The sequence below is a fragment of the Pseudomonas laurylsulfatiphila genome, from assembly GCF_002934665.1.
GTDB classification, from domain to species: Bacteria; Pseudomonadota; Gammaproteobacteria; order Pseudomonadales; family Pseudomonadaceae; genus Aquipseudomonas; species Aquipseudomonas laurylsulfatiphila.
The window spans coordinates 450,952-470,175 of the sequence record NZ_NIRS01000001.1 but is presented as its reverse complement, the minus strand read 5'-3'; the positions used below and the strand labels follow the sequence as shown (position 1 = coordinate 470,175).

16 protein-coding genes are annotated in these 19,224 nt (G+C 62.1%); 4 read left to right on the top strand and 12 right to left on the bottom strand.

The window, feature by feature from the left end; translation table 11 throughout:
* Positions 1 to 21: 21 nt before the first annotated feature.
* The gene (locus CD175_RS02125; RefSeq protein WP_205886311.1) at positions 22 to 1,251 is read right to left on the bottom strand and encodes an MFS transporter; all 1,230 of its coding nucleotides are present in this window, start codon (positions 1,249 to 1,251) and stop codon (positions 22 to 24) included.
* Positions 1,252 to 1,384: 133 nt separating this feature from the next.
* On the opposite strand from CD175_RS02125, the gene CD175_RS02120 reads away from it, so the two are divergent.
* Complete coding sequence (locus CD175_RS02120) at positions 1,385 to 2,158, top strand: AraC family transcriptional regulator (protein ID WP_104447466.1); 774 nt, start codon at positions 1,385 to 1,387, stop codon at positions 2,156 to 2,158.
* Positions 2,159 to 2,199: 41 nt separating this feature from the next.
* Here CD175_RS02120 and phnX read toward each other — a convergent pair whose 3' ends face one another.
* The 5 genes from phnX to CD175_RS02095 all read right to left on the bottom strand — a co-directional run bounded on the left by phnX (position 2,200) and on the right by CD175_RS02095 (position 8,091).
* Positions 2,200 to 3,027, bottom strand: coding sequence for a phosphonoacetaldehyde hydrolase (gene phnX / locus CD175_RS02115; RefSeq protein ID WP_102675516.1), 828 nt, complete (start codon positions 3,025 to 3,027; stop codon positions 2,200 to 2,202).
* Between the two features lie 86 nt (positions 3,028 to 3,113).
* Positions 3,114 to 3,986, bottom strand: a complete 873-nt coding sequence (locus CD175_RS02110) for a LysR substrate-binding domain-containing protein (RefSeq protein WP_007980564.1) — start codon at positions 3,984 to 3,986, stop codon at positions 3,114 to 3,116.
* A 53-nt stretch (positions 3,987 to 4,039) separates the two neighbouring features.
* The gene (locus tag CD175_RS02105) at positions 4,040 to 5,335 is read right to left on the bottom strand and encodes an MFS transporter (protein ID WP_104447465.1); all 1,296 of its coding nucleotides are present in this window, start codon (positions 5,333 to 5,335) and stop codon (positions 4,040 to 4,042) included.
* 130 nt (positions 5,336 to 5,465) lie between these two features.
* A complete protein-coding gene (gene psrA, locus CD175_RS02100) occupies positions 5,466 to 6,557 on the bottom strand; it encodes an iron-containing alcohol dehydrogenase PsrA (RefSeq protein WP_104447464.1) in 1,092 nt (363 codons plus the stop codon).
* 196 nt (positions 6,558 to 6,753) lie between these two features.
* Positions 6,754 to 8,091, bottom strand: coding sequence for a 2-hydroxycarboxylate transporter family protein (locus CD175_RS02095; RefSeq protein WP_104447463.1), 1,338 nt, complete (start codon positions 8,089 to 8,091; stop codon positions 6,754 to 6,756).
* Between the two features lie 128 nt (positions 8,092 to 8,219).
* Between CD175_RS02095 and CD175_RS02090 the strand changes: the two genes are divergently transcribed.
* The gene (locus tag CD175_RS02090; protein WP_104447462.1) at positions 8,220 to 9,134 is read left to right on the top strand and encodes a LysR substrate-binding domain-containing protein; all 915 of its coding nucleotides are present in this window, start codon (positions 8,220 to 8,222) and stop codon (positions 9,132 to 9,134) included.
* A gap of 270 nt (positions 9,135 to 9,404) precedes the next feature.
* On the opposite strand, the gene leuD is transcribed toward CD175_RS02090, so the two are convergent.
* Both leuD and leuC read right to left on the bottom strand, forming a co-directional pair.
* A complete protein-coding gene (leuD, locus tag CD175_RS02085; RefSeq protein WP_104447461.1) occupies positions 9,405 to 10,013 on the bottom strand; it encodes a 3-isopropylmalate dehydratase small subunit in 609 nt (202 codons plus the stop codon).
* 3 nt (positions 10,014 to 10,016) lie between these two features.
* Positions 10,017 to 11,438, bottom strand: coding sequence for a 3-isopropylmalate dehydratase large subunit (leuC, locus tag CD175_RS02080; protein WP_104447460.1), 1,422 nt, complete (start codon positions 11,436 to 11,438; stop codon positions 10,017 to 10,019).
* Positions 11,439 to 11,687: 249 nt separating this feature from the next.
* On the opposite strand from leuC, the gene CD175_RS02075 reads away from it, so the two are divergent.
* Together CD175_RS02075 and CD175_RS02070 are read left to right on the top strand one after the other, a co-directional pair.
* Positions 11,688 to 12,311, top strand: coding sequence for an NIPSNAP family protein (locus CD175_RS02075; RefSeq protein WP_104447459.1), 624 nt, complete (start codon positions 11,688 to 11,690; stop codon positions 12,309 to 12,311).
* Positions 12,312 to 12,387: 76 nt separating this feature from the next.
* Positions 12,388 to 13,284: a LysR family transcriptional regulator gene (locus CD175_RS02070; protein ID WP_007980556.1), complete on the top strand. Its 897-nt coding sequence runs from the start codon at positions 12,388 to 12,390 to the stop codon at positions 13,282 to 13,284.
* A gap of 4 nt (positions 13,285 to 13,288) precedes the next feature.
* On the opposite strand, the gene CD175_RS02065 is transcribed toward CD175_RS02070, so the two are convergent.
* The 4 genes from CD175_RS02065 to CD175_RS02050 form a co-directional block, all read right to left on the bottom strand.
* Positions 13,289 to 14,722, bottom strand: coding sequence for an aldehyde dehydrogenase family protein (locus tag CD175_RS02065; RefSeq protein ID WP_104447458.1), 1,434 nt, complete (start codon positions 14,720 to 14,722; stop codon positions 13,289 to 13,291).
* Positions 14,719 to 15,909: an iron-containing alcohol dehydrogenase gene (locus tag CD175_RS02060; RefSeq protein ID WP_167399492.1), complete on the bottom strand. Its 1,191-nt coding sequence runs from the start codon at positions 15,907 to 15,909 to the stop codon at positions 14,719 to 14,721. Before CD175_RS02060 ends, CD175_RS02065 begins: the two co-directional genes overlap by 4 nt.
* Before the next feature lie 61 nt (positions 15,910 to 15,970).
* The gene (locus CD175_RS02055) at positions 15,971 to 17,452 is read right to left on the bottom strand and encodes an APC family permease (RefSeq protein WP_104447456.1); all 1,482 of its coding nucleotides are present in this window, start codon (positions 17,450 to 17,452) and stop codon (positions 15,971 to 15,973) included.
* Positions 17,453 to 17,936: 484 nt separating this feature from the next.
* A complete protein-coding gene (locus tag CD175_RS02050; RefSeq protein WP_104447455.1) occupies positions 17,937 to 19,223 on the bottom strand; it encodes an FAD-dependent oxidoreductase in 1,287 nt (428 codons plus the stop codon).
* Position 19,224: the final 1 nt, after the last annotated feature.

Sequence of the window (19,224 nt, the reverse complement as noted above, 5' to 3'; positions counted from 1 at the left end):
GGTGTTCCTCCTGATGGCCATTCACGCTCCCGAGGGGCGTTTGCCAGTAGACGGCAACATTATGGTGAGAATTCCCAGCAGTGGCAGGAAAGAACAGAGCGTGTACACGTACTCGATGCCATGGATATCCGCCAGGTGCCCGAGCAGCGCAGCACCGATCCCGCCGAAACCGAACATCAGGCCGAAGAACACCCCGGCGATCATGCCGACGTTGCCGGGCACCAGTTCCTGGGCGAAGACCACGATGGCCGAGAATGCCGAGGCGAGGATGAAGCCGATGATCATGCTCAACACGCCCGTCCAGAACAGGTCGACGTAGGGCAGGGCAAGGGTGAACGGCGCTGCGCCGAGGATCGAGAACCAGATCACCTGCTTGCGGCCGATCCGGTCGCCGATCGGGCCGCCAAAGAACGTACCCGCCGCGACGGCACCGAGGAACAGGAACAGGTACAGCTGCGAACTGGCCACCGACAGGTCGAATTTTTCGATCAGGTAGAAGGTGAAGTAACTGGTGAAGCTGGCCATGTAGAAGTATTTGGAAAACACCAACAGCGCCAACACCACCAGGGCGAAGGTCACCCGCCGTTTCGACAGTCCGTGGGTGGCCTTGCTGCCTTGCTTGAGCTTGAACAGGTTCAGGTGATTGCGATACCAGCGGCTCAGGCCGTATTGCACGAGGATGGCGAACACCGCGAACAGGCCGAACCAGGCGACGTTGCCCTGGCCATAGGGAATGATGATCGCGGCGGCCAGCAAGGGGCCGAAGGCGCTGCCGGCGTTGCCGCCGACCTGAAAGGTCGATTGCGCCAGGCCGTAGCGACCGCCCGAGGCCAGGCGCGCCACCCGCGAGGTCTCCGGGTGAAAGGTCGACGAGCCAACCCCCACCAGCGCCGAGGCCACGAGAATCGCCGGAAAACTGCCGACCATCGACAGCATCAGGATACCGATCAGGGTGCAGACCATGCCGGCCGGCAGCAGCCACGGTTTGGGATGACGGTCGGTGTAGAAACCGATCCACGGTTGCAGCAGTGAAGCGGTGAGCTGGAAGGTCAGAGTGATCAGGCCGACCTGGGTGAAGCTCAGGCCATAAGTGGCCTTGAGCATCGGGTAGATCGACGGCAGCACGGCCTGGATCAGGTCGTTGATCAGGTGCGCCAACGCACAGGCGCCGATGACGCGCATGACCAGGGGGCTGGCCTGGCTGGCGACCGAGACGGTGGGTGAGGGCGAGCTGAGGGTAGTGGTCGACATGGGCAGTTTCCGGATAAAAAACGCGAGCCGCGAACGCAAGGCTCAGCCAATTTCAGGGTTCGGCGTTATCCTATGGCCCTCAAAGTCGCCCGTCTCGCGCAACTCGGGCGCCGACCATCGCAAAAAGGGCGTCATGATCAAGCCATTGCAGACATTTCTTGCGGAGATCGACCAGGGCGGCTGGAGCGTTCGCAGCAGTGCGACCGACTACCCGGAAAACTGGTTTATCGCGCCGCATTCCCATGAAAAGCATCAACTGATCTATGCCATCGAAGGCGTGATGGTGGTGCACGCCGCCACCAGCCAATGGACGGTGCCACCGAGCCGTGGCATCTGGATGCCAAGTGGGGAAGTGCACTCGATTCGCTGCGTGGGGCCGATCAAGATGCGCAGCGTGTTTGTGCACCCCAACGCAAGCCCGGACCTGCCCGGCGAAACCCGCGCGGTGAGTGTGTCCGCATTGCTCAGTGAGCTGATCAAGGTCTCGGTGGATTTCGATTTCAATTGCGATCCGGACTCGCGGGAAGCCCGGGTGCTGCGGCTGATCCTGGATGAACTGACGATCCTGCCGACCTTGCCATTGAACCTGCCGCAGCCCACCGATCAACGGATCAACCAGATCTGCAGAACATTGCAGCAAGACCCAGGCGATGGCTCGACCTTGTCGGACTGGAGCGATCGATTGAGCCTCGACGCCAAAACCATCCAGCGTCGCTTTCGCAAGGAAACCGGCATGACCTTCGGCCAATGGCGCCAGCAAGCGCGACTGCTGCTGGCGCTGGAACGCATCGCCGTCGGGGAGAAGATCATCGACATCGCCGGGGAGCTGGGATACGACAGCCCGAGCGCGTTCACGACCATGTTCAAGAAGCAGTTCGGCAAGACGCCGAGTGATTTTTTCAGGTGAGGCGGCCGCCCGTGGGACGGCCGCTTGATGCCTGAATCCGTTCAGGACCCTTGCGGTGTTTCACCCCGCGCCAGTCGGGCATTGATGTCTTCGATGACCGCCGGCAGATCGACGATGGTGTCGATCAGGTAGTGCGGGCGGGAGCCTTCAAACATCCTGACGATGCGGGCCCGCTCACTGTCCAGCCTGTCGGAAGGCAGGGCCTTGTATTGTTCGTAGGTCAAGCCCAGGGCATTGCCGGAACAGGTCAGCGCGACCGTCCACATCCCGGCGGCACGGCCTTCGAGAATGCCGGGCCAGGTGTCGTCGACCTTGACGCAGGCGGCGACGTCGCTGATCCCCAGGGCAATCACGTTGGCCAGGGCCTGGGCCGGGTAGGGGCGGCCGTTCGGCACCTCGTCGGTGGCCACCACATGGTCCGCCACGTAGCCATTGTGCCGCGCCAGTTCGACCACCTTTTCCATGACAACGGCCGGGTAACCGGAGCAGGAGCCGATTTTCAGGCCCTTGTCGCGCAAGGCATCGATGGTGTTCAGCGCGCCGGGTATCAGGGCCGAGTGCAGGGCGATTTTCTCGATCTGCAGCGGCATGAAGCGCTCGTAGAGTGCGGTGACATCGTCATCGGTCGGCAGGCGGTCAAACACGGCACGGTAGCGCTCGGCGATCTGCGGCTGATTGCACAGGGTGCGGATGTGATCCCACTTGCCCATGCCCATCGGGCCCCGAGCTTCTTCCAGCGAAACGGCGACGCCGAACTCTGCAAAGGCCTCGACGAAAATCTGCGTGGGGGCGAAGGAGCCAAAATCGACAACGGTGCCGGCCCAGTCCAGGACCACGGCTTGCAGTTGGGTCGGTTGTTGGTAGTTCATGGTATTTCTCCATTTTTTGTTGTGGGCAGGCCGTCCCTCCTGTCGCCAGGAAGTAGGCCTGTGGATTGCTCAAGGGTGAGACGAAATCAGGTGGCCGGCGTTGGGCTCGAGTCGAACAGCTCCGCGATCATCGGCCGGTTTCGGCGAATGCCCAGGCAGCACAGGTGGTAGTCGATGGAAAACGGGTGATTGACGAAGGTGATCGGTTTGGTGCCGGGCGTTTCGGCGTACTCGACGGCCGAGACGAAACCGATACCGATGCCCTTGGCGATGGCATGGACGATGGCCTCGCGGCTGTTCAGCTGCATGACGCAATTGAGGGCGACGCCCAGGCGCTTGCAGCTTTCCTCTACCAATTGACGAGTGCGGGAGCTTTTTTCCCGCAGCACCCATTTCTCTTCGCTGATCTGCTCGACGTGTACTTCTTTCTGTCGGGCCCAGGGATGGTCCTCGCGCACCACCGCAATGATCGGGTAGCGCCGGTAAAGCTGCGTGTCAAAACGCTGGTCGAATTCGGACAGGGCCAGGATCGCCACATCGATATCGAAGTTGAACAGGCGATCCAGGGTCTCTTTTTCCGGAGAAAACGAGGTTTCCAGCTCGATGTCCGGGTGCCGCTGCATCAGTTCGTAGGTCAGGTTCATCGCAATGGGCGGGGACACCGCGCCCAGGCGCAGCATGCCGGTCTTGCGTTGCTTGAAACTCTGTAGCAGTTGCACGGCTTCATCCTCCTGGCCGAACAGGCCCTGGGTGATCGCATAGAGTTGGTGCCCGGCGGCACTCATTTCGATAAAGCGGCCGCGGCGATGGAACAGCTCCACGGAAAACTTCTTCTCCAGGGCATTGACCTGCTCACTGACCGTGGGCTGGCCGACGCTCAGGTACTCGGCGGCGAGGGTGAAGCTGCCGGTCTTGGCCACCGCATGAAATGAACGTAGCCACTTGTGGTACTGGTACATAGACGATCCTGTTCAGAAGCCGCGCCTTCGATTCAACCTGCCGTGCCCGGCAATCAACGCCTGATGAACAACGCGACAATCGCACTGCACAGGCAGGCGCTGGTGACCACGATGAAGATCAGCGAGGTGTTGCCGGTACTGTCGAGCATACTGCCGATCAGCGGTTCCGCCAGGCCGGCGAACAGATAGGAAGAGAAGTTCATCACGCCGGTCGCCGTGCCGGCGCGCTTGGCGCCCACCAGGTCCGGGCACAGTGCCCAGAAGCTGGAAGCGGGGCCGTACACGAAGAAACCGCAGAGAAACAACGCCACAAGGCCGGTCGCGCTGTGGGGGGCAAGGGTCCACATCCACAAACTGGTGGCCGCACCGAGGAACATGTAGAGCATGATCGCCAGGTAGCGCTTGGAGCCGAACAGTTTGTCCGAGATCCAGCCGTTGCTCAGCGCGCCGATGGCCATGCCGACCGGAAGGGCTACGGTGATCCATTTCGGATCGATCATGCTGTCGCCGCTTTTCCAGTTGGCGCCCAGAAAGTGCACCGGCACCCAGACGATCAAACCGTAGCGGGCAGCGTTCTGGAACCCCAGGGACACGGCGGCGATGATCAGGCGAAAGTTCTTCAGTACCGCTTTGTAGCGTTGCGCCGATGTTTCGGTTTCACCGTGCGCCACCTCATGGTTCTTGTCCTCGGCGTTGGCCACGCCCGTGTCGGCCAGCGGTTCGAATCCCAGGTCTTGCGGACGCTCGCGGGCCACCAGGTAGAAGATGATGCCGCCCGCCAGCATGAGCAATACGGGCAGGCGGAAGATCCAGCGCCATTCCAGATGCATCACTTCCAGCACAACGATCGAGGTCACGTAGGAAAGAACGGAAGCGCAACCGGCCGCGAACACGTAGAAGCCGTAGACCTTGCCGCGTTCACCCGCGCTCCACCAGTTGGAGATCAGCCGGCTGCCCGGTGCCCAGCCCAATGCCTGGAAGTAGCCATTGATGCCCCAGGGCAGGATCAGCCCGGCAAAACCGCTGGCGAAACTGGTCACCCAGTTGGCGCCACAGGACAGCACGGCGCCCAGGGTCATGATGCGCCGGCCACCGAACTTGTCGGCGAGGTTGCCGTTGATGGCCTGGCCAATGGCGTAGGCCCAGAGCATGGCGGCCGAAGCCCAGCCCAGGGTTTCCTTGGTCAAACCGAATTCGGCCTGGATACCCGGGATGGCGAAACCGAAGGTCTGGCGTCCGGTGTAGAAAAACAGATAACAAAACATGGCTGCCAGCAACATGCGCCACTGAGCGATGCGGAACGACGCGGTGTGTATGGCGAGATCTGGCATGGTTTGGGCACGATTCATGATCTTTTCCTTATTCTTGTTCGTTCCCTGCGAGTTGCGTCGCAGGGTGCACTCTTTTTCAGGTGCGGCAGGAAATCGTCGCGGCTCGTTACGCCGCTGGCAGTGTTGTGTCTTGGGGGGCTGTCGAGCCCTAGGCCGCTCGTGAGCCGATGAAGTTCTTGCCGCGCGCGCCCTGCAGGGCGAAGTCGATCATGGCTTGCGCCTCTTCGGCCGTTACGCCGTAGTCGGCGAACTCGGTTTTCACATCCAGGCTGTGCAGGAAGGCGCGCAAACGGGCCTGGGCTTTATCCAGGTCTGGCCCGAAAACCCGTTGCAGGGTCTTATCACGCGTTGCGTCGTGGCCCCAGGCAAGGCCCAATACCAGTGGCAAGGTGAAGGAGCAGGCGATGCCGTGGGGCAAACCGTAGTGCAAAGTCATCTCATAAGAAATGGAGTGGGCCAGCGCGGTCTTGGTGTTGGAGAACGCCATGCCGGCCTTGAGTGCGGCGAGGGCCATCCGTGAACGCAGTTCCTGGCTGGACAGGTCACGCCACAGCAAGGGCAGGCATTCGAGGATGTCTTCGATGGCCGAGATGGCGAAGGTGTCGGAAAGCGGGTTGGCGTTGATGTTCCAGATCGATTCCAGTGCGTGGGACAAGGCATCCAGGCCTGTGGACACGGTGACGCTGGCCGGTACCGTGAGCATCAATTGCGGATCGATGATCGCGACCTTTGGCCAGGTACAGTCCAGGTGCAGGGAATACTTCTTGTGGTTGGCCGCGTCCCAGATCGTCGCCCAGGGTGTGACTTCACTGCCGGTGCCTGCCGTGGTCGGGGCTGCGATCAGCTGTTTGCTGCGTACCGGAACGAAGGGTTTGCCGCTTGCCAGCAATGCCAGCAGCTCATCGAAGCGGCCTGACTCGGTGCCGACAATCAGCGCTTTTGCCGTGTCGATGGCGCTGCCACCTCCGACGGCAATCACCGCATGGCAATCGCCGGCTTCTTGCCAGAAGCGTTCATAGGTCGCGCGCAGTTGGGCGACATCGGGATTGGGCTGGACATCTTCGATCACGTAGACCAGACGTTCGCCCAGCAACGCGTGAAGGCGATCCACCAGCCCCAGGTCACGGGCTTCGGGAAAGGTCACGACGGCAACGTTCTGGTGTTCGGTGATGGCGGCAAGCTCTTGCAGGCTGCCCCAGCCGAAACGGGTATCCACTGGGTTGTGAAATCGGGCGGTCATGGCGGGTCCTTGGTTTTTGTTGTTGGAAGTGACGCCATGCTCGCGGTCCACGGACTGCTGCACAAATCGATAATTCGCAGGTTTGAATCGGCTGGGCCGATAACGGCAAATCGGGAGGGGGGGGGTGCAGGCAGCAAAACACCGGCGCCGGGCCGGTGTTTTTTGCGTTTGGAGTTACCGGGTGGACGGCTCGTTCTCAAACAAAAAGCCGCAACAGTATCGTCGCCAGAATCACCGTCGAAGCCCCACCAATGCGCGTGGAAATCTGCGCGAACGGCATCAGCGACATGCGGTTGGAAGCCGAGAGGATCGCCACGTCTCCGGTGCCGCCCAGGCCGCTGTGACAGCAGGTCACGATGGCCGATTCGATGGGGTACATCTTCATCAGGTTGCCAATGAAAAAGCCGGCCACGGTCATCGACACCACCACCGAGACGCACACCAGCACATAGCCGACCGAGAACACTTTCACCACGCTGTCCAGCGGCACGTAGAGCATGCCCAGGCCGATCATGACCGGCCAGATGAAGGCCGACGACACCAGCTTGTAAAAGGTGTTGGCGCCTTTCTCGAGTTTCTCCGGCAGCACCCGAAGGTACTTAAACAGCACCGCCACGAGGATCATCATCACCGGACCGGGAATGCCCACGACTTTTTCCAGCAGGCCACCGAGGACGAAGAACGCGCAGATCACCAGCACCCCGGCACCCATGACGCGAAAGTCGACAAGGGAGCCGGTGTCTTCCTTGACCTTGAATTTATCGTTCTCGTCCTTGGCGCGGATCAGCGAACCTTCGCCATTGAGGTTCGGGCGTTTGAGTGCCAGGCGCGCGAGAAAACCGGCACAGATGATCGCCGCGATGTTGCCGACCACGGCGGCGGGCGCCAGTTGCGCCACGTAGATATCCGGGGTGCCGCCGAGGATCGACGAGTAGGCCAGCGACAGGGGCAGAATCCCTTCGCCGATCCCGCCGCCAATGATCGGCACGATGATGAAAAAGAACGTGTGGTGAAAGCTGTAGCCCACCAGTTTGCCAACCAGCAACCCGCTGGCAACGGCGGCCAGGGTGCCGACGAGCAGGGGAATGAACATCCGCAGCATGCCCTGGACCAGGATGAAACGACTCATCCCCAGAATGCTGCCGACCACCAGGCTGGCGATCACGAAGTACAGGAAGTTGGCTTCCTTCATGAGCATTTTGGTGGCGTCGATCGTCGCCGGCCCGAAGAAGCCGTAGAACACCAGGATCGACGGCAGCATCAGGCACAGGATGGCGCCGCCGCCGATTTCCTTGAGGATCGGCAGGCGCGAGCCCAGCTGGCCGAAGAACACGCCCATGGTCATGATCACGGCGAGCCCGCCGATCATGTTCTTGGGCAGGAAGCCCAAGTGGGCGGAGAGATAAACGATGACCGCGATGCCGAGAAAGATCGGCAGCGGGATGACGCCGATTTCGTAGGCGCAGAGGCTGCGCAGGCGTTGCACGAAACCGCCGTCGGGGGCGTTAAGGGTTTGCTCGTAGGGCTTGTTCATGTCGCGCTTTCCTCATGTTGTTTTTATCGAGGATTCAGAAACCACGGTTGGCCGGGGATGGATTGCCACTCGGTAGATCGATGCTATCATTCGCGAATAACGTGATAAACAGCAAAAGTATGAGGCGTATGAACACGAATCGTGATCAATTTCCCTTGCCTGAAGACCTCAAGGTGTTCCTCACCGTCGTGCGCAAAAACGGCTTCGCCAGCGCCGCCGAGGAGTTGGGGTATTCGCCGGCCTACATCAGCAAACGCATTTCCGTGCTGGAAACCACGCTCTCGACCCGCCTGCTGCACCGCACGACAAGACGCATCGCACTGACCGACGACGGTGAGCGGGTGCGGGTGTGGGCGGAGAAGTTGCTGGGTGATTTCGATGATTTCGTCGGCGAAATATCCGAGGCGCGGCAGCAGCCCATGGGCTCGTTGCACATCTGCAGCAGCTTCGGTTTTGGCCGCAACCATGTAGCGCCGGCCATCTGCGAGCTGTCGCAGACCTATCCGAAACTCGAACTGCGCCTGGACGTGTTCGATCGCGTGGTCGATATCGTCGGCGAGGGCTTCGACCTGGAGATCCGCGTAGGGGATGACCTGCCGGGCCAGCACCTGGGGCGCAAACTGGTGAGCAACCGGCGGGTGCTGTGTGCGACGCCCGAGTACCTGGAACGGCGCGGTGTGCCGCAATCGCTGCCTGACCTCAAAGACCACGATTGCCTGGTGCTCAAGGAGCGCAACAACGCGTTCGGCGTGTGGAGCCTGACGAAGGACGGGCAGGAAGAATCGGTGCGTGTCAGCGGGCCGTTATCCTCGAACAACGGTGAGATCGTGTTGCAGTGGGCCTTGAGTGGCGGCGGGATTCTGTTGCGCTCGATGTGGGATGTGAAGCCGATGCTGGAGCAGGGGCGACTGGTGCAGGTGCTGCACGATTACACCCAGAGCGCCAACGTGTGGGCGGTGTACCCGACGCGGCTGAGCCAGTCGGCCAAGCTGCGGGTTTGTGTCGAGTTTCTCGAGGAATATTTTCGTCATCTGTCTCTGTAAGAGCGAGCTTGCTCGCGATGGATTCGAGAGCGCCGCGTTTAGCCAGTAAGCATGCGTTATCGTTAACGACCATCGCGAGCAGGCTCGCTCCTACAGGAATCTGTTCGGCGCGTTGCTACGTGGTGCCAATGACATCCAGCCCCACCGGCGTCATTATCCTCTGTAGGAGCGAGCTTGCTCGCGATGGATTCAAGGGCACCGCGTTTAGCCAGTGAGCACGCGTTATCGTTAACGACCATCGCGAGCAGGCTCGCTCCTACAGGTTCCTTATCAGTTCAGCCAGGGATTTTCCGCCAGGTGCCGGGCTTCGAACTGGCGAATCTGTTCGGCCCGTTGCAACGTGGTGCCAATGGCATCCAGCCCCAGCAGCAACGACTGCTTGCGCAGTTCATCGATCTCGAACGGGATCACGTTGCCGTCAGCCAGTTCGATGGTTTGCTCCGGCAGGTTGACGCTGATTCGAGCCGTTGCCGGGTTGCTGGTCAACGCGGCAATCTGCTTGAGTTGAGCTTCGGTCAGCTGAATCGCCAACACCCCATTGCGCTGGCAGTTGTCGTAGAAAATGCCGGCGAAGTTGGTGCCGATCAGTGCGCGGATGCCGACCTGCTTCAGTCCCCAGACCGCATGTTCGCGACTCGAACCACAGCCGAAATTGGCACCCACCACCAGAAACGCAGCCTCGCTCCAGGCCGGTTGGTTGAGGATGAACCCCGGATCGGGTTCGCCGGACTCAAGGAACCTCAAGTCAAAGAACAGCCCCTTGTCCAGCCCCTTGCGATCAATCCCTTTGAGGAACTGCTTGGGCATGATCACGTCGGTGTCGATGTTGGCGGCCAGAAGCGGGGCGGCGCTGCCGCGGACGATAGCGAAAGGTTGCATGGTTCAAGCCTCCAGCGCGAAGGTGCGCACGTCGGTCAAGTGCCCGGTAATCGCTGCGGCGGCGACCATGGCCGGGCTCATCAAATGGGTGCGCGCACCGGCGCCTTGCCGGCCTTCGAAGTTGCGGTTGGTGCTTGACGCACAACGATCACCGGGGGCGAGCACGTCGTCATTCATGGCCAGGCACATCGAGCAACCCGACTGGCGCCATTCAAAACCGGCGTCGAGGAAGATCTGCGCCAGCCCTTCGTCTTCGGCCTGGTCACGCACCATCGTCGAACCGGGAACAATCATGGCCCGCACGTGGGCCGCCACCCGTTTGCCGCGCACGACGCGGGCGACATCGCGCAGGTCCTCGATGCGCGCATTGGTGCACGAGCCGATGAAAGCGTGGCTGATCACCACGTCGCTGAGCGGCATGCCCGGCTCCAGGCCCATGTAGTGCAAGGCGCGTTGCATGCCCTGACGCAGGATCAGGTCCGGTTGCGCGGCCGGGTCCGGCACATGCCCGCCCACCGGCGCGGCCTGATCGGGGCTGGTGCCCCAGGTGACCATGGGTTCGAGCGCCGCGACATGCAGGGTGACTTCGCGATCGAACACCGCACCTTCGTCGCTGTGCAGGCCGCGCCATGTTGCGACGGCCTGTTCCCAAAGCTGGCCCCGGGGTGCACGGGGCTTGCATTGCAGGTAGGCGAAGACCTTGTCATCCGGGGCCATGAACGCGCCTCGGGCGCCGGCCTCGACGGCCATGTTGCAGATTGTCATGCGCGCTTCGACGCTGAGGTCGCTGATCGCCGGGCCGGCGAACTCGATGGCGTAACCGGTGGCGCCCGAAGCGCCGATTTTCTCGATCAGGGCCATGATGATGTCCTTGGACGTCACGCCAGGCCCGAGCAGGCCATTGACCGTTACGCGCATCGTCTTCAGGCACTTGTAGACCAGGGTTTGCGAGGCCAGCAGGTGTTCGATTTCCGAGGTGCCGATGCCGAAACCGAAGGCACCCAGGGCACCGTAGGTGGTGGTGTGGCTGTCGCCGGCGGCAACGACCATGCCGGGCAGGATAAAGCCCTGCTCGGGGGCCACGACGTGCTCGATGCCCTGGCGCTTGTCCAGCACATCGAACAGTTCGATGCCGAAGTCGCGGCAGTTTTCTTCGAAGTAGGACACCTGGCGGGCACCGCCGGCGTCCGGCATGGCGGCAACGCGTGTCGGCGCCGTGGGATTGACGTGGTCGACCACCGCCAGCGTCGCGCTCGGCCGCCAGGCTTTGCGACCCGCATCGCGCATGCCGCTGAAGGCTTGCGGGCTGGTGTATTCGTTGGCGACCTGGCGGTCGATGTACAGCAGCACGTGGCCCTGATCGTCGAGGGCGCAGACGGTGTGACTGTCGATATGTTTCTGGTAGAGCGTTCTGGGGCTGTGCATGGTGTGGGCTCTTGTTGTCATGCGAGATCACGGAAACGTACCCACAGCATATTCGTCGCCATTCCTGCATCAAGCGCCATTAAGTGAAGGCATTGAACACGTTGTGTGAATGATCGATGGCTGCCCGGCGTAAAGAAATCACCTGGAACACTGGGGAAAATGCCGTAATCGATGGGGTTCTTCTCAATATCCCGCCTGCGGGGGCTGCCTTAGGCTGTGGGCTTTGGCAAATCGATGGGCGGAGTCGCTATGCGTTTTTTTGAATTGATCACTTTCACCGTGCGCGTGCGCACGGTGGCGCAAGCATTGGCGCAGATCGAGGCGGCGCTGGACGACCCGAAAGTCGGCGGCACGTTGGTAGGCTGCTGGGCCTCGGAGATCGGCCCGTTGAACCAGATTGCCGTACTGCGCGGCTATGGAGACGAACACCTCAGGCAAGCGGAGCGCGAGCGTTTCCTGCTGGGGGGCGGGGCGTTTGGAATCAACGAGTTCATCACAGATCTGCGCATCGAAAACTACACGCTGTTTCCCTTCCTCGAACCCTTGAACGCCGGCCCGCACGGTCCGTTCTATGAGTTGCGCGTCTACGACCTGGTCAGCAGCGGGTTGCAGCCGACACTCGACGGCTGGAGCAACGCCATCGAGGCGCGAACCGCCGAGCAGTATTCGCCGGTGTACGCGGCGTTTTACGCCACCGACGGCGCGCTGCCGCGTTACCTGCACATCTGGCCGTGGGCCAGCCTTGAGCAGCGCTTGCAGGTGCGCACCCAGGCGGTCGCCGACGGCGTCTGGCCGCCGGAAAACTCCGGCCCGCAACTGCGCGACATGTGCTCGACGATCTACCTGCCGGCGCCGTTCTCGCCCTTGCAGTGACGGGGGCACGGCTCGACTAGCCAGGGGTGAATTCAAGATGGTTGAATAGCGCTCCCCAAGACGTCGAGACAACATAGTGCTCAGAAACGTGACGGACATGGATTTGCGCCTGCTGCGCATTTTTTCCATCGTCGTGAAATGCGGTGGGTTCACCGCGGCCCAGGCCGAGTTGAACATGAGCCAGTCGAACATCAGCACGCACATTTCCGGGCTGGAAAAGCGCCTGGGCTACCGCATCTGCGAGCGCGGCAAGGGCGGGTTTCGCCTGACCGAAAAGGGCCAGCGCATTCTCAAGGCGTCGTCGGTGATGTTCAGTGCGGTGGACGCCTTTCGCGACGAGGCACAGGACCTGGCGGGGCGGTTGGTCGGCGATCTTCATGTGGGCCTGGCCGACAATATCGCGACCTTGCCGACGGCGCGCATCGATGCCGCCATTGCGCGGTTCTATCAGCGTGAGCATGACATGCACCTGCACATCTTCGTCAACTCGCCGACGGAGTTGGAACTGGCGGTGATTGATGGGCAACTGGACCTGGCCATTTCGTACTTCAGCCGGCCGTTGCCGACCTTGACCTATCAGCCGCTGTACTCGGAAGAAATCGGGGTGTTCTGCGGGCAGGCGCACCCGTTGTTTGACGTGGCGTCGCCGAGCCTGGAACAGCTCCAGGCCAGCGACTGGATTCGCCACGGTTTTCTGCCGGTCGATCAGGTGCTGCCGATTGCACCGGATCGCGCTTCAGCCACCGCCTACCACATGGAGGCGGTGGCCCATGGCGTGCTGGCTGGGACCCATCTGGGGTATCTCCCGGCGCATTACGCCCGGCCGTGGTTACAGAGCGGGCAGATGCGGGCGTTGCACCCTTTGAAGCTGCGTTACGAGGTGCAGCACAGCATGATTACCCATGTCGGCCATCCGCAAAGCGAAGCGGTTCGCGCGTTTATTGCGGACTTGCTGGCCGAGCACGGCGTGTAGCCAATCAGCCCAGGCAGCGGGTGACGTGCTTGACCGACTGATAGGCCGACAAACCCCACGGCCCGAGTTCGCGGCCGATGCCGCTGCCCTTGGTGCCGCCCCACGACGTTTCGACGAACACGGCCTGGATCGAGTTGATCCACACATGACCGACTTCCAGCGTATTGGCGACACGTTCGGCACGTTCCAGGTCGGCGCTGATCACCGTGGCGACCAGGCCAAAACGGCTGTCGTTGGCCAGCGACAAAGCTTGCTCTTCTGAACTGAAGCGATGGCTGCACAGCACCGGGCCAAAGATTTCTTCACTCCACAAACGGCTGTTCAACGGCACGTCGGTGTACAGCGTCGGGCAGACGAACCAGCCCAAATCAGGCAGCACGTCGCCACCGGCCGCACAGTGCAGGCCTTCGGCGCGGGCGATGGCGAAGTACTCGTTGACCTTGTTCCATTGCGCCTGGCTGGTCAGCGGGCCCATGTCAACTTCGCCAGTGAGCGGGTTGCCCACACGCAGTTTTTCCAGGGCTACTTTCAAGCGTTCGGTCAGCGTATCGGCGATGTTGTCCTGCACCAGCAGGCGCGAGGTGGCCGAGCACATCTGGCCGGCGTTCCAGCAGATGCCGGCGACGATCCATTCCACGGCCTGATCGAGGTCGCAATCGTCGAACACCACGATGGCCGACTTGCCGCCCAACTCCAGGGTGACCGGCCGGCAGTGGGCGGCGCTGCTGCGCATCACCTGGCCGCCAACGGCATTGCTACCAGTGAACGAGAGCTTGTTGATGCCGGGGTGATTGCTCAACGCCGCACCGGTTTCAGCCTTGCCACCGACGATGTTGAGTACGCCCGCCGGTAAGCCCAGTGCCTCGGCGATGTGGCCGTAAGTCTGTTCGATCAGCGGGGTGATTTCCGAAGGCTTGAGCACTACGGTGCAACCGGCGGCCAGGGCCGGTGCAAGCTTCCAGGCACTGGTGACCAACGGGAAGTTCCACGGCACGATCAAGCCGACCACACCCACTGGTTCCAGGCGTGTGTGGGAGGTGAAACCGGGCACGGACAGGGCCACTTCACGGCGCTGCTGATCCGCGAGTCCTTCGGCAAGGCCAGCGTAATAGGTGAAGGTAGACACGGCGTCGTCGATGTCGACGACCGCCTCGTGATGCGGTTTGCCGTTGTTCTGCATTTGCAGTGCGATCAGGCTTTCACGGCGCTGTTCGATCTGCTCGGCGAAGCCACGCAGGTAGGCGGCGCGTTCGCTCGCGCTGATGTTGCGCCAGGCAGGCAGCGCCCGGCGCGCGGCGGCGATGGCTTGATCCACTTGTGCCGTGCTGGAGGCCATGAATTCGGCAAAGGGTTGGCCGAGGGACGGGTCGAACACGGTGATCAGCTCGGCACCTTCGCCCGCCACCCAGTGTCCGTCGATGTAATGTGCGTGGGTCATGCGGATACTCCTGGCAGGACGCCCTTGACTGCGTTGCGAAAGATCTGGCTGTAGTCGGCGGCGCTGAGGACGCAGGCGTTGGTGTCGGAAGAAGAAATGTCGGCGAGCGCTTGTTCCCCGACCCAGTCTGCCGCCTTGGCGTCGAGACCGATTTCCTCCAGGCAGTGGGGAATCCCGAGCCGTTGACGCAACTCCAGCACCCAGTCGAGGAAGCCTTGGAAGTCCGCCTGCGGCAGTTCCAGGTAGCGGGCCAGCCGTGCGATGTCCGGGCTGATGGTGTCACGGTTGGCGATTAACACGTAGGGCAACAGGATCGCGTTGAGCAATCCGTGATGCTTGTGATAACGCGCACCCAGCGGATGGGCGAGGGCATGCACGCCGCCCAGGCCTTTCTGGAACGCCACCGCTGCCATGGCCGAGGCCACCAGCATGCCTTCGCGGGCGACCAGGTCCTGGCCATCGGTGTAGGCATTGAGCAGATGCTGCTGGATCAGGCGAACACCTTCGACGGCCACGCCGGAGGACATCGGGTGATACAGCGGCGAGCAGAAGGCTTCGATGTGGTGGGTCAGTGCGTCCATGCCCGTCGCGGCGGTCAGCGCTGCTGGCAGGCCGCGGGTCAGTACGGGATCGAGGATCACCGTGGCCGGGAGCATTTCCGGGTGGCTGATCACACGCTTGATGTTCAGTTCGCTCTGGGTCAGCACGGCTTCGCGACCCAGTTCGGAACCGGTGCCGGCGGTGGTAGGCAGGGCGATCAGGCGTGGCAGGTTCAGGCGTGTGAAATCCGCCAGGCTCGCGTAGTGGGCCATCACTTGCGACCACTCGAAGCGCACCAGGCCTTCAGGGTCGACGGCCGCGAGGCTGATGCCTTTGGCAGCATCCATCGCGCTGCCGCCACCGAGGGTGATCAGCGAATCGTGTTGCCCGGCGTGGTAGGCGGCAACGCCACGGGCCACGTCGTCCATGCTCGGGTTGCTGGCGAGGTCGCTGAACACCGTGAATGGAATCCGTGCCTCGGTCAGTCGGGCCTTCAGCAGCGCCAGTGCTTCCAGTGCGAGCATGCCAGGGTCGGTGACCAGCAGCGGGTTGCGCATGCCCAACAGGTTGCAACGCTCGGCCAGCAGGTCGAGCGCGCCCGGCCCACAGAAAATTTCTGTAGGGTAATTCCAATAATGAACAGACATTTGAAACTCCGGATCGGCGAGGCCCATCAACCGTGGGCCTCACACAACAAGACAGGGGGTGTTATTCGGTGCGCAGTTGTGGGGTGGCGGTGCGCAGATACGGCTTGGCCCAGACCATGTAAAGCAGGCCCAGTACTGCCAGCACCGAGAACACCAGGATTACCGCCCACACCTGGAACCACGGCGCGCCCGGTGGTGCCAGCGATTCCCTGGGCCAGGCAACGTTGATGGCTTCGAACACCAGCCACACGAACGCGACAACGTTCACCAGCAGCCCCCAGCGGCCGAGGCTGAACACGCCAGGCTCGGGTTTCCAGCGACCACTCAGGCGAGCGAGCAGGGCGCAGGACACGACGATCAAAAACACCACGAAGAAGCCGCCGCTGCCGAACGCAATCAGGGTGCCAACGGCGGTCGCGTTCAAGCCCAGCGCCAGGCCGAAACTGGCAAAAAGGGTGCTGAAGACCATGGCTGCGAACGGCACCTTGCGCTTATCGACCTGACGCAACAGCGCCGAGGCCGGCAGGATCGAATCGCGGGCCATGCCGAACACGGCGCGACCGATGTAGGTCTGCACCGACACCACGCAAGCGATGAACGCCACCAGCACGATGCCCACAAATGGACGCTCCGACCACGCACCGAAGGCGTCGACGACGGCTGGGGTGACCGGGTCGATGATCTGCCCCGACACCATGCCGGCAGTGTTGGTGTAGGACAGCGTCACGGCGAACGCGGTTAGCATCACGGTCAGGCCGACCAGGATCATTGAACGCAGAATCGCACGCGGCGTTGAGGTACGGGCGTCGGCGGTTTCTTCCGACACTTGCGAGCAGGCATCAAACCCGAGGAACGCCCAGCCACCGACCGCCATCGCCGTCAGGAAACCGGAGAAATACGAACCGTCAGCGTTGCCGGTGGCCGGCAAGCCTTCAAACAGCAACGACAACGAATGGTTGCGGAAGAACAGCAGCAACAGCACGCCAATGCCAATCGAGGCAATGGCTTCGGCGACGATGCCGGCGTTGACGAAATGCTTGAGCGGGTTGATCCCGAACAGGTTCACGCCCAAACCCACCAACAACAGCACCGCGCCACAGAACACCTGGGCATTGGCCGACGGTGGCTCACCGGTGAAAAACAGCCACAACCAGAAACCGCCGAGGTAGGCCACGGTGGTCAGCGAAGCCAGCGCCGAGGCCAGGTACATGAAGCCGGTGAACCAGGCCCAGCGGTCGCCGGCCAGGCGCTTGACCCACTGGTAGCAACCGCCGGCCAGCGGATATTGCGAGGCCAGTTCGGCATAGACCAGTGCAACGAGCAATTGCAGCGCCAGGCACAACGGCACGATCCACACCCAGGACGGCCCGGCGCTCATGGCGCCCAGGGACATCACCGAATAGATACCCACGACCGGCGACACTGTGGCAAAACCCACCGAAAACGACGACCAGAGGGACAAGCCACGATGCAGTTCCTGGGCATAACCCTGGCTGTGCAGCAGGTTTTCATCGGCATTTTGCCGTGAGGGGGAGGAGGTCATTGATCACCTCCAACACAAGCGCAACGACCGGCACGCAAACGTGCGAACGTAAATGACATGGGAATTCCTTGGGTCGGCAGACACATTGTTTTTAGGATCGCCTTTTAATCAGGCTTACCGACGAAACGGGCTCCTGCGGGGAGGAGTGGGGGCAAGCTTAAATCAGTCAAACATTAGGAGAAATTCATATGTTTGTAGGCTGACTTCTGGATTTTTAAATGTTTGCCGGGGGCAAGCCCCCTCGCCACAGGGCTCGTGTTTAAAGGGCGTCAGGGTTACTTCATGAAAGCTACAAGACCTTGCGCCGTTGCCTGCGGTTACCGATCCGACATCTCCCTAGGAAAGCCCCGATTCAAAAAAAACTCCACGAAGCCGCCGTGGGTCGCGCAATGCCCTGCTTGTGATGAATGACCCCAGGCAAGTCCCCCCTGTTCGCCCACCCTTTACCCTGTCGGCAAGGGGCCCGTGCCGGCTGTCGTTGAACTCAGAATCGATCCAGCCGGTACGGCGCCGTCGCCGGCAGACTGTGGGGCTGGGCGTCGGTCAAGGGTGAGGCCATTTGCGCGATCATCTCCGCCGTGACCGCCGCCTGGGTCAACCCCAGGTGCTGATGGCCGAAGGCGAGCAGGACCTTGCCGTCGCAGACCCGGTCGATGATCGGCAGGGAGTCGGGCAGGGAGGGGCGGAAACCCATCCATGGCGTGGCGGCTTCTGCGCTCAGGTCGCGTTTGAACAGGCCTTTGCTCAGGCGATGCAATTGCCAGGCGCGCTCCATGGTCGGCGGGCACTCCAGGCCGGCGAATTCAACGGTGCCGGCCAGGCGCAGCCCGTCTGCCATCGGCGTCATGATGAACTTGCGTTCCAGTGACGTAACGGCGAACGGCAGGCGCCCGTGTTCGTGGGGCAGCATCAGGTGATAGCCGCGTTCGGTGTCCAGCGGCACCTTCTTGCCGGTCAGCATGGCCGTGAGTTTCGCGGAATGCGCGCCGCAGGCGATCAGCACCTGGTGGCTGGTGAGCCGGCCCTGATCGGTGATCAACGACACGCCGTGTTCACTCAATTGCCCACCCTCGACCCGCAGCTTGAGGAACTGCACGCCGCTGCTTTTGGCCGCGCGGACCAGCTCGCCGACCACCCGGAAGGGATCGAGAAAATGCCCGGTGCGCGGGAAGAACAATCCACCCTGGATCTGCTCGCTCAGTTGCGGCGCCGCATCGCGCACAGCCTTGGCCTGCCAGAAATCCACCGGCACCTGCTGCTGGCGCATGCGCACCTGTAGCGCCTCGATGGCCTGTTGCGAGTCGGCGCGCTCAAACACTAGTAACGAGCCGTCTTCCTTCATCAGTTCGGGACGGTCGATCGCCTGCAGTAAGCGGTGCCAGGCACCCAGGCTGCTTTCATTGAGCGCGCGGATGCCGACCACGGTGCGCTGGAACGGCGCCGGGCGCAGGTTCAGCAGCAGGCGTGCGAACCAGGGCAAGGCCCGAGGCATGTATTTCCAGTCCAGGCGCAGCGGGCCCATCGGGTCCATGAGCATGGCCGGCAGGCGCTTGAGGATGGACAGGTCGGCGATGGGGAACACTTGTTCGGTCGCCAGGTGCCCGGCATTGCCGAACGAGGCGCCACGGCCGGGCTCCTGTTGATCGATGACCACCACCCGCCGGCCCTGGCGCGCCAGGCGCAGGGCGCAAGCGACGCCGATGATGCCGGCGCCGATCACGGCAACGTCCGCCACTGCGTTGGAGCTGTTGAAAAGGGAGTCGTTGGACATG

Excerpts from the sequence above, each read along its gene's own strand:
- CD175_RS02125 (WP_205886311.1), bottom strand. The coding sequence starts at position 1,251 with ATGTCGACCACTACCCTCAGCTCGCCCTCACCCACCGTCTCGGTCGCC.
- CD175_RS02120 (WP_104447466.1), top strand. The coding sequence starts at position 1,385 with ATGATCAAGCCATTGCAGACATTTCTTGCGGAGATCGACCAGGGCGGC.
- phnX (WP_102675516.1), bottom strand. The coding sequence starts at position 3,027 with ATGAACTACCAACAACCGACCCAACTGCAAGCCGTGGTCCTGGACTGG.
- CD175_RS02110 (WP_007980564.1), bottom strand. The coding sequence starts at position 3,986 with ATGTACCAGTACCACAAGTGGCTACGTTCATTTCATGCGGTGGCCAAG.
- CD175_RS02105 (WP_104447465.1), bottom strand. The coding sequence starts at position 5,335 with ATGAATCGTGCCCAAACCATGCCAGATCTCGCCATACACACCGCGTCG.
- psrA (WP_104447464.1), bottom strand. The coding sequence starts at position 6,557 with ATGACCGCCCGATTTCACAACCCAGTGGATACCCGTTTCGGCTGGGGC.
- CD175_RS02095 (WP_104447463.1), bottom strand. The coding sequence starts at position 8,091 with ATGAACAAGCCCTACGAGCAAACCCTTAACGCCCCCGACGGCGGTTTC.
- CD175_RS02090 (WP_104447462.1), top strand. The coding sequence starts at position 8,220 with ATGAACACGAATCGTGATCAATTTCCCTTGCCTGAAGACCTCAAGGTG.
- leuD (WP_104447461.1), bottom strand. The coding sequence starts at position 10,013 with ATGCAACCTTTCGCTATCGTCCGCGGCAGCGCCGCCCCGCTTCTGGCC.
- leuC (WP_104447460.1), bottom strand. The coding sequence starts at position 11,438 with ATGCACAGCCCCAGAACGCTCTACCAGAAACATATCGACAGTCACACC.
- CD175_RS02075 (WP_104447459.1), top strand. The coding sequence starts at position 11,688 with ATGCGTTTTTTTGAATTGATCACTTTCACCGTGCGCGTGCGCACGGTG.
- CD175_RS02065 (WP_104447458.1), bottom strand. The coding sequence starts at position 14,722 with ATGACCCACGCACATTACATCGACGGACACTGGGTGGCGGGCGAAGGT.
- CD175_RS02060 (WP_167399492.1), bottom strand. The coding sequence starts at position 15,909 with ATGTCTGTTCATTATTGGAATTACCCTACAGAAATTTTCTGTGGGCCG.
- CD175_RS02055 (WP_104447456.1), bottom strand. The coding sequence starts at position 17,452 with ATGACCTCCTCCCCCTCACGGCAAAATGCCGATGAAAACCTGCTGCAC.
- CD175_RS02050 (WP_104447455.1), bottom strand. The coding sequence starts at position 19,223 with ATGTCCAACGACTCCCTTTTCAACAGCTCCAACGCAGTGGCGGACGTT.